The 14,813-nt window shown below is 66.0% G+C and carries 10 protein-coding genes and 1 tRNA gene; 2 read left to right on the top strand and 9 right to left on the bottom strand.

Translation table 11 applies throughout. The features are described 5' to 3' along the window. Positions 1-82: 82 nt before the first annotated feature. The 3 genes from ACX9OT_RS18810 to radA form a co-directional block, all read right to left on the bottom strand. On the bottom strand, positions 83-2,389 hold the full coding sequence (locus ACX9OT_RS18810; RefSeq protein WP_459003159.1) for a tetratricopeptide repeat protein: 2,307 nt from the start codon (positions 2,387-2,389) through the stop codon (positions 83-85). Between the two features lie 48 nt (positions 2,390-2,437). Further along, a complete protein-coding gene (locus ACX9OT_RS18805) occupies positions 2,438-4,294 on the bottom strand; it encodes an ATP-binding protein (protein ID WP_459003157.1) in 1,857 nt (618 codons plus the stop codon). A 144-nt stretch (positions 4,295-4,438) separates the two neighbouring features. Next, a complete protein-coding gene (gene radA, locus ACX9OT_RS18800) occupies positions 4,439-5,815 on the bottom strand; it encodes a DNA repair protein RadA (protein WP_014646395.1) in 1,377 nt (458 codons plus the stop codon). Positions 5,816-5,962: 147 nt separating this feature from the next. On the opposite strand from radA, the gene ACX9OT_RS18795 reads away from it, so the two are divergent. Then, positions 5,963-8,020: a putative bifunctional diguanylate cyclase/phosphodiesterase gene (locus ACX9OT_RS18795; protein ID WP_459003154.1), complete on the top strand. Its 2,058-nt coding sequence runs from the start codon at positions 5,963-5,965 to the stop codon at positions 8,018-8,020. Between the two features lie 497 nt (positions 8,021-8,517). On the opposite strand, the gene cyoD is transcribed toward ACX9OT_RS18795, so the two are convergent. The 4 genes from cyoD to cyoA are packed head-to-tail and all read right to left on the bottom strand — an operon-like array spanning position 8,518 to position 12,534. Then, a complete protein-coding gene (gene cyoD, locus ACX9OT_RS18790) occupies positions 8,518-8,859 on the bottom strand; it encodes a cytochrome o ubiquinol oxidase subunit IV (RefSeq protein ID WP_005408584.1) in 342 nt (113 codons plus the stop codon). Next, positions 8,859-9,497 carry a cytochrome o ubiquinol oxidase subunit III gene (gene cyoC, locus ACX9OT_RS18785; protein ID WP_005408583.1) on the bottom strand — a complete coding sequence of 213 codons (639 nt, stop codon included), beginning with the start codon at positions 9,495-9,497 and terminating at the stop codon, positions 8,859-8,861. Before cyoC ends, cyoD begins: the two co-directional genes overlap by 1 nt. Then, positions 9,494-11,491 (bottom strand): cytochrome o ubiquinol oxidase subunit I, encoded by a 1,998-nt coding sequence (gene cyoB / locus ACX9OT_RS18780; protein ID WP_049424462.1) that lies wholly within the window; start codon positions 11,489-11,491, stop codon positions 9,494-9,496. The genes cyoC and cyoB overlap by 4 nt, the downstream gene beginning before the upstream one ends. Positions 11,492-11,493: 2 nt before the next feature. Beyond that, positions 11,494-12,534 carry a ubiquinol oxidase subunit II gene (cyoA, locus tag ACX9OT_RS18775; RefSeq protein ID WP_180845329.1) on the bottom strand — a complete coding sequence of 347 codons (1,041 nt, stop codon included), beginning with the start codon at positions 12,532-12,534 and terminating at the stop codon, positions 11,494-11,496. A 351-nt stretch (positions 12,535-12,885) separates the two neighbouring features. On the opposite strand from cyoA, the gene ACX9OT_RS18770 reads away from it, so the two are divergent. Beyond that, on the top strand, positions 12,886-13,521 hold the full coding sequence (locus ACX9OT_RS18770; RefSeq protein WP_180845328.1) for a GyrI-like domain-containing protein: 636 nt from the start codon (positions 12,886-12,888) through the stop codon (positions 13,519-13,521). A gap of 71 nt (positions 13,522-13,592) precedes the next feature. Here the strand turns inward: ACX9OT_RS18770 and ACX9OT_RS18765 are convergent. After that, positions 13,593-13,668: transfer RNA gene (locus ACX9OT_RS18765), tRNA-Thr, on the bottom strand. Positions 13,669-13,718: 50 nt separating this feature from the next. Next, positions 13,719-14,723 carry a 2-hydroxyacid dehydrogenase gene (locus ACX9OT_RS18760; protein ID WP_459003151.1) on the bottom strand — a complete coding sequence of 335 codons (1,005 nt, stop codon included), beginning with the start codon at positions 14,721-14,723 and terminating at the stop codon, positions 13,719-13,721. Positions 14,724-14,813 lie beyond the last annotated feature (90 nt).

The raw sequence follows: 14,813 nt of genomic DNA, 5'->3' as shown, positions 1-14,813 counted from the left end.
TTGAGGTAGTGCCGGCCGCTGGCCGGCAACACAGGATATCCCGGCGCTGCCGGCCAGCGGCCGGCACTACCCGATACCCGGCTTACAAGCCGTAACGCTCGATCACGTCCAGGTGCGGCTGGCGATCCTGGTCGCAGGCTTCGGCCAGCCGCAGCCAGCAATGCGGATGCGGCCACTTCGCGGTTTCCTGCTGCAGGAAGCGGTGCAGCGCCAGCGGCGCATGGTCCTGCGGCTGGGCGACGGTGAACAGCAGGCCCGGCAGCGTGCCCTCCTCCTCGTCCGGATCGGTCACGGTGTAGTCCGGGCGGCTGTGCGACCACACCTGCCAGCCCTGCGCCTCGGCCGCTGCGACAAAGGCATTCCACGCGTCTTCGCCCGGGTGCGCGCCGTCGATCAGCCAGCTGCGGGCAAAGCCGCCGCGCTCCAGCACATGCACCTGCGCATAGGTCGGGATGAAATGCTCGCGCGCTTCCTCCTCCTCCGGCGCCGGGTGCACCAGCGCAGCATCGAACACCACCCAGTCGCCGACCTGCTGGGCGCGGTTGGCCGGTGCGTTCTCGACGATGCGCGCGGTGACCGGGCCGCTGCGGCGCGCGTAATACTCCATCGGCTCGCCATGCTCTTCGCTGCGGATGATCACCCAGCCCCACGGCTCCTCGACCACGCCGTCCTGGCTGGACAGCTCCATGCCGATCGCTGCCGCCGAGCGGCGCACTGCGTCCCAGTCGCGCGCCGCACTGGCCGCGCTCATGTGGTCCCAATGCGCGGCGTTGGGTTCTTCCAGCAGCTCCACCAGCTGCGCATAGCAGGCCTGCGCCTCGCTGAAGCGACCGGTTTCCATGTACATCCGCGCCAGCGTACCGCGTGCGCCATGCGAGCCCGGCGAGGCCGCCAGCAGCGCCTGCGCGGCCTGCTCCAGTGCCGGCCAGTCGGACACGCGACGGGCACGCTGCACCTCGCACCAGTGCGCGAACACCGGCACGCTGCCGCGATAGGCATCAGCCAGCTGGCGCAGGCCTTCGTCGTCGCCCTGCTCGGTCAGCCAGCGCATCAGCGTGTAGGCGGCCGGGCCATCATCCTGCGTGTGTGCGCGCACGAAGCGCCACAGCAATGCGCGCGCTTCCGTCTGCGCCCCACAGGCGCTCAGCGCGGAGGCAGCCATCTCGGCCAGCGCCTCGTCATCTGGCAGCTGCGCCTGTGCCTGCAGCAGCCACTGCGCCTCACGTTCGGGATCGCGCGACTGATTCTGCTCTCCCTGCTCGTTCAGCCAAACCAGTAGTTCAGCGGCTGGCACCGGTAGCGGCGCCACATCCGGCAATGCATCGATGCGTGCCGCCAGGCCGGCCACCAGCGCAGCCGCACCCCGGTCCTGGCGCAGCTTTGCCAGATGGATACGCGCCAGTTCCAGCTGGCGCAGCGCCACCCAGCGTGCGCCACGCTGCAGGGCCAGCTCCAGGCTCAGCGCAGCGACTTCGATCAGCAGGCGGTGCGCGCCAACCTCGGCAAAGTGTTCGATGATGGTGTTGAAGCGCGTACCCAGGTCCCAGGTATTGCGTGCGGGATCACGCCGGCACAGCGCTGCGGCGGTGTTCGCCCACAGCCGCCAGTAGGTAGGCGTCAGCTCGCTCCACGGCACTAGCTGCTGCAAGGCCTCTTCGTCGCGGTCCAGCTGGGCCAGCGCCCACGCCTTGGACAGGCGGCGCGGCACCGTGCAGTTGGCCGGCTCGTACTCGCCGGACGCGGCCACTTCGGCCTCGCGCTTCTCGATCAGCAGCAGCGCTTCTTCGGCGCGGCCCATGCCCAGCAGGATCTTGATCTGCATCTCCGGGAAGCTGTCGAACACTTCCTTGCCGCAGGCCTCGATCGCGTCGGACTGCACCTGCAGGTAATCCAGTGCATCCTGGCCACGGCCATCATCAAGCAGTGCATCGGCCTTCTCGCAGCTCAGGCACTGGAAGCAGGCCCAGCTCGGGTCGATGCGGCCCAGTGTTTCATCGCACACCTCGATGCGCTCGGGCACCCAGCCGGGGCCATCGATGTTGCCGTAGCAGGCGGCAAGATCCTGGGTCACGCAGATCGACTGCGGGCATTCCAGGGTGTCCTCGCGATGCGCACGCTCGAACAGCGCCACGGCTTCGCCCAGCGCGCTCTCGCCTTCGACGCGGTTGCCGACGCGGTTGCGCAGCGCCCAGTGGCCGACGTAGACGTCGACCCACGGGTTGTCCAGCGCCTTGCCCAGCGCACGCGCTTCGGGCAGCAGCGCGTCGACGCGGTCGACACGCAGTTCACTCACCTCGTCGGCGAGGCGGTTCAGCAGGTGCGCATTCTGCGCCTGGCCGGCCTGGCGCAGGTCACCCTGCAGTTTTTCGACCCAGTTCCAGATGTCCATGGGGTAAGTACTCCTGTCTAGCGAAGGCTGGATGAGAGGATGCGGTGCTCAGCGCAGCATCTGCTGCAGGGCACCGGCGATATCGGTGAAGGCGCCGTTGAGATCCGGGCCGGGCGTGGCGGTCGCGCGGGCCAGCGGACGGCCCTGCGCGGCGACGATGATCTTCAGTGAGCGCAGCAGGCGCGCTGCGGCTTCGGCCTGCGGGTGGCCGTCGCGCTGGGCACGCAGCAGCGCCTGCACCGCGGGGTTGTCGAGGTTGAGGTACAACCGCGATGGCGCACGCGATTCGATGCGCGCGGTGAACTGACGCGCCAGCCGCAGCGCCGCCATTGAAACGCGCTTGTCGTTCTCATCGTCTTCCAGGCGCTGCTTCAGTTCGGCTTCGCGATCGGGCACCACCACCACCGGCAGCGACTCGGGACTGAAGCGTGCCGGCAGCAATTGTTCTCCGTCACCCAGCTGCTCGCGCAGCCATGCCAGCTGCGCCTCATCGAGGCTGTCATCGCTGCGGAACAGCGCACGGTTGCCCTGTTCGGTGCCCAGTTCAACCAGGCGCAGGCCCTTGGCCTGGGCCCAGCGCCGCAGGAACGGCACTACTGCATAGCGATGACCATGCGCGACCGGCACGCCCATCGCACGGAACAGCATTTCCTCGAAGCCGCCACCGTTGTCGAGGATCACATGCACGGCACCGCGTGCGGGCAGCGCACTGGCAGGCAGATCGCCCTGCGAGGTCGGCACGCGCACGTGCTCCAGCAACAGGTCGAACAGGCGGTCATCGCACAGCGCCGCGCCCAGCAGCGCCTCGTTGTGGCGGCTCAATACACGTCGCCACGCTTCCGGCTGCTGCCGCGCGACGTCGGCCAGGCCATCAATCAGCGCCTCCAGCAACGCATGCTGCACGGCGCGGTACTGGTCGTCGCGCTGCAGGTCTTCGCGGCTGGCGGTAGGCGTGAGCCGCGAGGATTCGATCACCCCGCCGATGAAGCCCGCCCACGGCGGCAGCAGGTCACGCGCATCGTCGTCCAGCAGCATGCCGCGCACGAACACCGACAGGTTGCGGTTATCGCTGGTGCCGTAGGTGGCACCGTCCTGCACCCACAGCAGGCCGGTGGCATCGCTATTGCCATCGGCACGCAGCGGCACGGTGACGATCGGCTCGAAATCATGTTCGAAACGCGCCGCGAACTGCAGCGCCTGGCGACGCGCCTGCACCGGATGCAGGGCCACATCGCCCTGGCCGCGCCACGGCGGCGGCTCGGGGTTGAGCGCCTCGCCTGCAGCACCGATGAAGATCGGCTCGGACAGCAGCGCGCAGTAGCGACCCAGCACTTCGTGCAGGCGCGCCTCGTTGGCCAGCGGCAGGAAGTCCGGATGCAGCTCCAGTTCCACCTCGGTGCCGACCGCGCGTGCCGGCACTTCGCTGACGGTGTACTGCTCGGCGTTGCTGGACACGTACAGATGGCCCAGTTCCGGCGTCTGGTACGAGGTGGTGCGCACGCTGACCCGGCGCGCCAGCACGAAGGCCGACAGGAAGCCGAGGCCGAACATGCCGATCAGGCCCTCATCGTCCTCGCCGCCCTGGCGCAGGCCGCGGGTGTAGCCGACGCCGACGGTCGCCAGGTAGTCATGGATCTCCTGGCGGGTCAGGCCGGCACCGGTATCGATGATGCGCAGCACGCCGGCAGCGGCATCGACCTGCACCGAAATGCGCGAAGGTACCTCGATGCCGGGCTGTTCGATGCGGTGGCGGATGATCGAGTCGTGCGCGTTCTGCACCAGCTCACGCAGCGCCACCACCGGGGTGGAATACAGGTGCTTGCCCAGCACCGTCATCAGTCCATTGAGATCGACCCCGGCACGACGGATTTCGGCGTTGGGGGCGGTGAGCGCGGTGTCCTGCATGTAATCGTTTACTCCTGGGCACGGAAAGACGCCAGAGGGCGTCTTCGTCGAGCGGGAAAAACTAGCACAGGGAGGCTGACCGTTACCGTGTCGGCCGCCGTATTCCACGTGCGCTGTGGTGACGCCGGGCCATGCCCGACGCGATCACGCCGCGTCGATAGCCTCGGACAGGCGCTCCACCGCGATCACTTCCATACCCTTCACCGAGCCGCCCTTGGGCGCATTGGCCTTGGGCACGATGGCGCGCTTGAAACCATGGGTGGCGGCCTCGCGCAGGCGGTCTTCGCCATTGGGTACCGGTCGGATCTCGCCGGACAGGCCAACCTCGCCAAACGCAATCGTCTTTTCCGCCAGCGGCCGGTCCTGCAGCGAGGACAGCACCGCCAGCAGCACCGGCAGGTCGGCAGCGGTCTCCTGCACGCGGATGCCACCGACCACGTTGACGAACACGTCCTGGTCGCCGACCAGCACGCCGCCGTGGCGATGCAGCACCGCCAGCAGCATGGCCAGCCGGTTCTGCTCCAGGCCGACCGCGACACGACGCGGGTTCGACAGCGGCGACGCATCGACCAGTGCCTGCACTTCCACCAGCAGCGGCCGGGTACCCTCGCGCGTGACCATCACGCAGCTGCCCGGCTGATGGGTGCTGCCACCGGACAGGAAGATCGCCGACGGATTGGAGACTTCCTTCAGGCCCTTGTCGCCCATCGCGAACACGCCCAGCTCGTTGACCGCACCGAAGCGGTTCTTGAACGCGCGCAGCAGGCGGAAGCGGCTGCCACTCTCGCCTTCGAAGTACAGCACCGCATCGACCATGTGTTCGAGCACGCGCGGGCCGGCGATACCGCCCTCCTTGGTCACGTGGCCGACCAGGAACACGGCGGTGCCGGTCTCCTTGGCGAAACGCACCAGCCGCGCCGCGCTCTCGCGCACCTGGCTGACCGAGCCGGGCGCGGCGGTCAGGCTCTCGGTCCACAGAGTCTGCACGGAGTCGGCCACGATCAGCCGTGGGCCGGCCTTGGACGCATGCTGCAGGATCGACTCGACGCCGGTCTCGGCCAGCGCGTTGACACCATCCAGCGGCAATTCCAGCCGGTGTGCGCGGCCGGCCACCTGGGCCAGCGACTCCTCGCCCGTGACGTACAGCACCGGCAGCTCGGCCGCCATCTTCGCCACCGCCTGCAGCAGCAGGGTCGACTTGCCGATGCCCGGGTCGCCACCAACCAGTACCACCGCGCCCTCGACCAGGCCACCGCCCAGCACGCGATCGAACTCGCCGATGCCGGTCGAGACACGGCGATGCTCGGTCTGCTCTACGTCCTTCAGGGCGGTGATCTTCGGCGGGTCGATCTTGCCGGCCCAGCCGGCCCGGCGCGACGCGGGCGCCTTGGCCGCCGCCGCGCTCTCCAGCACGATTTCCGACAGCGAGTTCCAGGCGTTGCACTCGGTGCACTGGCCCTGCCACTTGCTGAATTCGGCGCCGCATTCATTGCAGACGTAGGCGGTGCGGGCTTTTGCCATCGGATGATTTCCAGCAACGGGAACAGGCGTGGCAGGATAGCCGAGCCGGGTCGCAGGTGCTGCGACCGCTCAAGTCCCGCCCTCCCGCGCCGATAGCTGTCGCGGGCGTGCGCCTTGCGGGCCCCTCCCTCCCCCTCTGGATTCAACATGACTGGCAGTTACAGTCAGAGCCTGGTCGCCATCTCCCTGCTGGTGGCCATTCTTGCTTCGTACACGGCGCTGGACATGGCCGGCCGCCTGGCCACGGCCGAGGGCCGCGTGGCCCGCTGGTGGCTGGCCGGCGGCGCGGCGGCGATGGGCCTGGGTATCTGGTCGATGCATTTCATCGGCATGCTGGCCTTCGACCTGCCGATTCCGGTCGGCTACGATCTCGGCATCACCCTGTACTCGCTGGCCGTGTCGATCGGCGCCTCGGCCTATGCGCTGTGGCTGGTGTCGCGGTCCAGCCTGCCCTGGCGACGTCTGCTGGCCGGCGCCGTGCTGATGGGCCTGGGCATTGCCACCATGCACTACCTGGGCATGGCCGCGATGCGCATGCAGCCGGGCATCGACTATCACCCGGGCTGGTTCGCTGCCTCCATCGCGGTTGCCATCGGCGCCGCCGGTGCGGCGCTGTGGATTGCCTTCCGCCTGCGTGCCGAGCAGCGCAACACCACGCGCCTGCGCCTGCTCGCCTCACTGGTGATGGGCCTGGCCATCGTCGGCATGCACTACACCGGCATGGCCGCGGCGCGCTTCCCGGAGGGCAGCATCTGCGGCGCGGTCGGCAGCGGCGGCATCGACACGCGTTGGCTGGCGGTGCTGGTGATCGTCACCACGGTGGCGACCCTGGGCATCGCCCTGGTGGCCTCGCTGTTCGACCGGCAGATGCGCGTGCGCACCGGGCTGCTGGCCGATTCACTGGCGCACGCCAACGACAGGCTGATCCAGGCCGCCCTGCACGACCCGCTGACCCAGCTGCCCAACCGCATGCTGCTGCAGGACCGCATCGAGCAGGCCATCGAGAAGGCGCGGCGGCGCAACCAGGCGGTGGCGGTGATGTTCTGCGACCTGGATGGCTTCAAGGCGATCAATGATGCGTACGGACACCAGCTGGGAGATCGCCTGCTGGTGGCGGTGGCGCAGCGTATCGGCGGCCTGCTGCGGCCACAGGACACCTTCGCCCGCCTCGGCGGCGACGAGTTCGTGATCGTGCTGGCCATCGATGTTCCCGACGATGCAGTGGTGGTCGCCGAGCGGATCATCGCGGCGGCGGGCGAACCGTTCCTGCTGGATTCAGCCGAGCTGCAGGTCAGCGCCAGCCTGGGCATCGCCCTGTATCCGGCTGATGCCGGCAACGAGCGCGAGCTGATGGCACACGCCGATGCGGCGATGTACCACACCAAGGAAACCGGCCGGAACGGCTATACCTTCTTCACCCCGTCGATGCAGCTCAGCGCCAACCGCCAGCTGCGCCTGCTGCAGGATCTGCGCAAGGCGATCGCGCGTGACGAGCTGCTGCTGCACTACCAGCCGAAGTTCCCGGCCGCTGGCGCACCAGCTACCGGCGCCGAGGCCCTGCTGCGCTGGCAGCACCCGGAACTGGGCCTGCTGGCGCCGGATGTGTTCATTCCCATCGCCGAGCGCAGTGGCTTGATCCTGCCGATCGGCGACTGGGTACTGGACCGTGCCTGTGCACAGCTGCGTGCATGGCACGAGGCCGGGCATACCGGATGGTCGATGGCGGTGAACCTGTCGCCGCTGCAGTTCTCCTCGCCGGCCCTGCTGGACAGCGTGCGCGAGGTGCTGCAGCGGCACCGGATCGAGCCGGCGCGGTTGACCCTGGAGATCACCGAGACCACGGCGATGAAGGATGTCGACGCCAGCCTGGCGATTCTCAACGATCTGACCGCGATGGGCGTGCATATCGCCATCGACGATTTCGGCACCGGCTACTCCAGCCTGCTGTACCTGAAGCGGATGCCGGCCACCGAACTGAAGATCGACCGTGCGTTCGTGCATGACCTGGAACGCAACGACGAGGATGCCGCCATCGTCTCGTCGATCATCGCGCTGGGCCGCACCCTGCAGCTGCAGGTGGTGGCCGAGGGCGTGGAGACCCAGGCGCAGCGCGAGCACCTGAGCGAGCTGGGGTGTGATCAATTGCAGGGTTACCACCTGGGCCGACCGATGGACGCCGAGGAATTCCTGCGCCGGGTGGGGTGAGACCCCATCCACGCATGGCGTGGATCTCCTGGTAGCGCCGGCCGCTGGCCGGCTTCCCGCAACTGCCGGCCAGCGGCCGGCACTACCCCCCTTTGTGCCGGCCATGCCAGGTGGGATGAGGCCGATGGCTTTGGGGTCGGATCCCTTGCTGCAGGCAAGGACTCTGACCCCATCCACGCATGGCGTGAATCCTGGTAGAGCCGGCCGCTGGCCGGCTTCCCGCAATTGCCGGCCAGCGGCCGGCACTACCACGCTGTGCCGGCCATGCCGGGTGGGATGAGGCCGATGGCTTTGGGGTCGGATCCCTTGCTGCAGGCAAGGGCTCTGACCCCATCCCCGTACAGCATGGATCTCCTGGTAGAGCCGGCCGCTGGCCGGCTTCCCGCAATTGCCGGCCAGCGGCCGGCACTACCACCGCGCGTGCCATTCCCGGTGGGCGCGACAAACAAAAAGGCCGCCCGAGGGCGGCCTTTCTGCGTGGCAACGTCGCGCGGACGTCAGTGCATCATGTGCACGTTCATGTTGTGCATGACCCACAGGGTACCGACCACGATGATGCCGATCACCACCACGGTGAAGGCCGCAGCGTTGACGTTCCAGCGGCTTTCCGAAGAACGGTCCAGGTGCAGGAAGAACACCAGGTGGACCAGCATCTGCAGCACCGCGGTGATCGCGATCACCACACCGTTGACGGTGCGCGAGAAGTCGCCCGACATCACCATCCAGAACGGGATGACGGTCAGCACCACCGCCAGCACGAAGCCGATCAGGTACGACTTCACGGTGCCATGGCTTTCGCCGCCGGTGCCGTGGTCGTGTGCATGGTTGTCATGTGCCATTACAGCGCTCCATTGAGGTAGACGACGGAGAACACGCCGATCCAGATCAGGTCCAGGAAGTGCCAGAACAGGCTCAGGCACGCCATGCGGGTCTTGTTGGTCGGGGTCAGGCCGTACTTCTTCAGCTGCACGAACATCACCAGCAGCCACAGCAGGCCGGCGCTGACGTGCAGGCCGTGGGTACCGACCAGGGCGAAGAACGCCGACAGGAAGGCACTGCGGTCCGGACCGTAGCCCTGATGGATCAGGTGCTGGAACTCCCACACTTCCATGCACATGAAGCCGAAGCCCAGCAGCCAGGTGATGCCCAGCCACAGGTACATCTGGCCCATCTGCTTGCGGTGCATGGCAATCATGCCCAGGCCGAAGGTCAGCGAGGAGGTCAGCAGCAGCGCGGTTTCCCATGCCACGAACGGCAGTTCGAACAGGTCCTTCGCGGTCGGGCCACCATCGGTACCGCCGGCCAGCACCACGTAGGTGGCGAACAGCGAGGCGAAGATGAGGCAGTCGCTCATCAGGTACACCCAGAAACCGAAGACGGTGTTGCCGCCGGTGTCGTGGTGCTCGTGGTCGTCATGGCCATGGGCCGCCGCGTGCGCGGCGTGCCCGTGGCTCAGGGTCGAGGTATTGGTGCTCATGCCTTCAGCTCCGACTTCACCAGGCCCTGGGCTTCCAGGTGCTTGCGGTGTTCGTTCTCGATGCGTTCCACCTCGGCGGCCGGGACCCAGTAGTCCACGTCCTGGTCGAAGGTGCGGTAGATGAACGTGGCGATCATGCCGACGAAGCCGACGATGGCCAGCCACCAGATGTGCCAGATCATCGCGAAGCCGAACACCAGGCTGAAGGCACCGATGACAACGCCCGTGCCGGTGTTGCGCGGCATGTGGATGTCGGTGTACTTGGCCGGCTTCGGCCAGGCTTCACCACGCTGCTTGCGCTCCCAGAAATCGTCCAGTTCGGTGACTTCCGGCAGGGTGCCGAAGTTGTAGAAGGCCGGCGGCGAAGAGGTTTCCCACTCCAGCGTACGCGCATCCCACGGGTCGCCGGTCAGGTCGACGGTCTTCTTGCGGTCACGGATCGACACGGCCACCTGGATGATCTGGCACAGGATGCCGGCGCCGACGATGAAGGCACCTGCAGCTGCGATCAGCAGCAGCGGCTCATAGGCCGGGTTGACCGTGCTCTGCAGGCGACGGGTCATGCCCATGAAGCCCAGCACGTACATCGGCATGAAGGTCACGTAGAAGCCGATGAACCAGCACCAGAACGCGCACTTGCCCCAGAACTCGTTGAGGCGGAAGCCGAACATCTTCGGCCACCAGTAGGTGATGCCGGCGAACATGCCGAACACCACGCCGCCAATGATGACGTTGTGGAAGTGGGCGATCAGGAACAGGCTGTTGTGCAGCACGAAGTCGATGGCCGGGATCGCCAGCATCACGCCGGTCATGCCGCCGATGACGAAGGTGACCATGAAGCCGATGGTCCACAGCACCGGGGTGGTGAAGTGCACGCGGCCGCGGAACATGGTGAACAGCCAGTTGAAGATCTTCACGCCGGTCGGGATCGAAATGATCATCGTCGTGATGCCGAAGAAGGCATTGACGTTGGCACCCGAGCCCATGGTGAAGAAGTGGTGCAGCCACACGATGAACGACAGCACGCCGATGCAGGCGGTGGCGTAGACCATGCCCTTGTAGCCGAACAGCGCCTTGCGCGAGAAGGTCGCGATGACTTCGGAGAACACACCGAACGCCGGCAGGACCAGGATGTACACCTCCGGGTGACCCCAGATCCAGATCAGGTTGATGTACAACATGGCGTTGCCGCCACCGTCATTGGTGAAGAAGTGCGTACCCAGGTAACGGTCCAGGGTCAGCAGCACCAGGGTGATGGTCAGCACCGGGAAGGCAGCGACGATCAGCACGTTGGTCACCAGGGCGGTCCAGGTGAACACCGGCATCTGCATCAGCTTCATGCTGGGGGTACGCATCTTCAGGATGGTGATGAAGAAGTTGATACCGCTCAGCGTGGTACCCAGGCCTGCGACCTGTAGACCCCAGATGTAGTAGTCCATGCCTACGCTTGGACTGTATTCGATGCCCGACAACGGCGGGAACGCCAGCCAGCCGGTGGCAGCGAACTCACCGATCCACAGCGACAGCATGATCAGCACCGCGCCGGACACGAACAGCCAGAAGCTGAGCGAGTTGACGAACGGGAACGCGACGTCGCGCGCACCGATCTGCAGCGGCACGGCCAGGTTCATCAGGCCGGTGATCAGCGGCATCGCCACGAAGAAGATCATGATCACGCCGTGGGCGGTGAAGATCTGGTCGTAGTGGTGCGGCGGCAGGTAACCCTCGGACCCGCCGACGGCGAGCGCCTGCTGGGTACGCATCATGATGGCGTCGGAGAAACCGCGCAGCAGCATGACGAAGGCGACGATGAGGTACATCACGCCGATCTTCTTGTGATCCACCGAAGTGAACCACTCCTTCCACAGATAGCCCCACAGCTTGAACTTGGTGATCAGGGCCATGACGCCCAGGCCACCCAGCACCGCGCCGACCAGGGTGGTCAGCACGATCGGATCGTGGGGGATCGACTCAATTGAGAGTTTACCCAACATGTTCATTCTCCCGAGCCCGCATGGCCGGCGTGGCCTGCGTGTTCGTGTTCGTTGGCATCCAGGCTTTCACCCGATTCCTTGGAATCATGCGCGTCACTGGGGGCATGGCCCTCGTGCGCTTCATGGCTGGCGGCATCGGCAGCGGCGGCACCGGCGTGTTCGTGCTTCATGCCGTAATGCTTGTTGTCGCCCATGTGCTTGGCGATGACCCAGTCGAACAGGCCTTCTTCGGTCTTGCCGAAGTAGGTGACCGGATACCACTCGGCGTTGCGTGCTTCACCCAGCGCCTTGAACGAGGCCTTGTCCAGGGTCTGCTCGCCGGCGCGGACCTGGTCCAGCCACTGGTGGTATTCGGCATCGGTGACCGAGTAGGCGGTGAAGTGCATCTTGGCGAAGCCCGCGCCGCTGTAGTGCGAGGACATGCCCGGGAATTCACCGGTCTCGTTGGCGATCAGATGGAGCTTGGTCTCCATCGCAGCCATCGAGTAGATCATGCTGCCCAGGTGCGGGATGAAGAACGCATTCATCACCGAATCGGACGTGATCTTGAAGTTCAGCGGCGTGTTGACCGGGAACTTGATTTCGTTGACGACCGCCACCTTCTCTTCCGGATAGATGAACAGCCACTTCCAGTCCAGCGAGATCGCCTCGATGGTGACCGGCTTGACGTCCGATTCCAACGGCTTGTACGGGTCCAGCGCGTGCGACGAACGCCAGGTCAGGACCGCCAGCACCAGCACGATCATGCAGGGAATGGACCACACCACCACCTCGATCGCCGTCGAGTGGGACCACTTTGGCTCGTAGCGGGCCTTGGTGTTGGAGGCGCGATACTTCCACGCGAAGGTCAGGGTCATGATGATGACCGGGATGACGACCAGCAGCATGAGCACGGTAGCCGTGATCAGCAGGGTCTTCTCATCCTGGCCGATCTGGCCCTTCGGACTGAGGATGGCCACCGCATCGCAGCCGGTGAGCATCACCAGCAACGACAGCAGCAGGCCCGGGCGCAACCAGCGCCCAAGGGTTTTCAACGGAATCATCGGTCGATCCAATTGCGAGGGAATGCCGTTCCCCGTCCTGCCTGTTCCGGCCAAAGCCGGTCCCACCGGTCCGGAAGACAGGCAGGGAGGTGGGGTCGAGTCAGCCTTTCAATTTTAGGCCGTCACGCACCATTTAAGAAAGGCATTGACAATGATCGAGCGCAGGAAAGGCCTGATTCTGACTGCGACACGTTGTCGCACTGCGCGGCATGGCGGGCAGAACGCCCGGGCGCTGCATCCTGGCATCGGGCGATGGCGGGGGCTCCGTCCGTGTTCGGCAAAGTCATCTGAACCTGTTCAGGTGTGCTGGCGGGTGCCCGGCGTGGGATGCTCGGCGCAGGAGGAAGGCCCGTGGACAAAATCGACTTCAAGAAGCGCGATCGCGCGTTGTACCTGCCCCCGGCGGGCCGGTTCGTGACGGTAGACGTACCGCCCCTGCCCTACCTGATGGTCGACGGCCACGGTGATCCGAATACCGCCCCCGCGTATGTGCAGGCGGTGCAGTGGCTGTACTCGGTGAGCTATGCACTGAAGTTCGCGCTGAAGGCCGGGGGCCAGGACTACGTGGTGCCACCGCTGGAAGCGCTTTGGACTGCCGAGGATCCGTCGAGCTTTGTGGCACGCCGCAAGAGTGAGTGGGCCTGGACAGTGATGATCCGGACGCCGGACGGGATCAGTCCAGCGCAGTTGGAGGCTGCCATCGCCAAGTCGGCGAAGAAACTGGGCGAGGTCCCGGCCAGCCTTCGCCATGAAATTCTTGAAGAAGGCCTCTGCCTGCAGACCCTGCATGTAGGCGCCTACGATGACGAGGGTCCGGCCCTCGCCCATCTGCACAACGAACTGATGCCTTCGCTGGGCTACGCCTTCGCCGGCCCCCATCACGAGATCTACCTGAGCGATCCGCGCAAGACCGACGCGGCGCGGTTGAAGACCGTGCTGCGGCAGCCGGTGCGCGCGCTTGAGCCTGATAAGGGTTCGCGCTCATGACACAAGGCCAGTGATTGCTTCAAATGCCAAAACAAAAAGCCCCAACCAAGGCCGGGGCTTTTCATTACAACTGGTGCCGGAAACAGGAGTCGAACCTGCGACCTACGCATTACGAATGCGCCGCTCTACCAACTGAGCTATTCCGGCGGAGCCCGCGATTTTACGGGCTGGGCGCCCCGGCGGTCAATCCATCCGGCTCAGCCCACCTCCACCCGGTTGGCACACACCCGCCCGGCCGCGAAATCCTGCAGATTCCCCAGCGTGATCGCCGAGATCTCCTGCAGCGCCTCCACGGTGAAGAAGCCCTGGTGGCCGGTCACCAGCACATTCGGGAAGGTCATCAGGCGCTGGAAGGCCTCGTCATCGATGATCTCGCCAGACAGGTCCTGGAAGAACAGCGCGCTTTCCTGCTCGTACACGTCGATGGCCAGATGACCCAGCCGGCGCGACTTCAGCGCGCGGATCACCGCATGGGTATCGACCAGTGCGCCGCGCGACGTATTGACCAGCATCGCGCCCGGCTTCATCCGCGCCAGTGATGCATCATTGATCAGGTGATGGGTCTCAGGCGTCAGCGGGCAATGCAGCGACACGATGTCGGCACGCGCCAGCAGTTCATCCAGCCCGACCATTTCGCCGATACCGCCGAACGCGGGTGACGGATAAGGATCGTGCCCCAGCACGGTGCAGCCCATGCCGTTGAAGATGCGCGCGGTGGCCACCCCGATCTTGCCGGTACCCACAATGCCAACCGTGCGGCCATGCAAGGTGCGTCCGAGCAGGCCATCCAGCATGAAGTTGCCCTCGCGCACGCGGTTGTAGGCGCGATGGGTCTGCCGGTTGAGGGTCATCACCAGCGCCAACGCATGCTCGGCCACCGCCTCCGGGGAATAGGCCGGTACGCGTGCGACGAACAGATCCAGCGCTTTCGCGGCTGCCAGGTCCACATTGTTGAAGCCGGCACAGCGCAGCAGTACGGCCCGCACGCCCATCGCATGCAGGGCGTGCAGCACCGGCGCATCCAGGCGGTCGTTGACGAACACGCATACGGCTGCGCAATCCTGCGCCAGCGCGGCCGTGTGCACGTCCAGCGCCACATCGAAGTACACGAACGCAAAGCCGTCCCCAGCCGCATCGCGCTGGTTCGCCTCATCAAGGAAACGACGGTCGTAGGGACGGGCACTGAAGACGGCGATCTGCATGGACGGGCCTGGGTGGAATGGCAGACCGACCATACCGCAGCAGCACCCGCGTTGGGATGGCACCGGCGATGCCGTCATCGCCGGTGCCGG

The sequence above is a fragment of the Stenotrophomonas genospecies 3 genome, assembly GCF_054473855.1.
The sequence above is the reverse complement of the archived record's forward strand: the minus strand, read 5'-3'. Positions and strand labels throughout refer to the sequence as shown.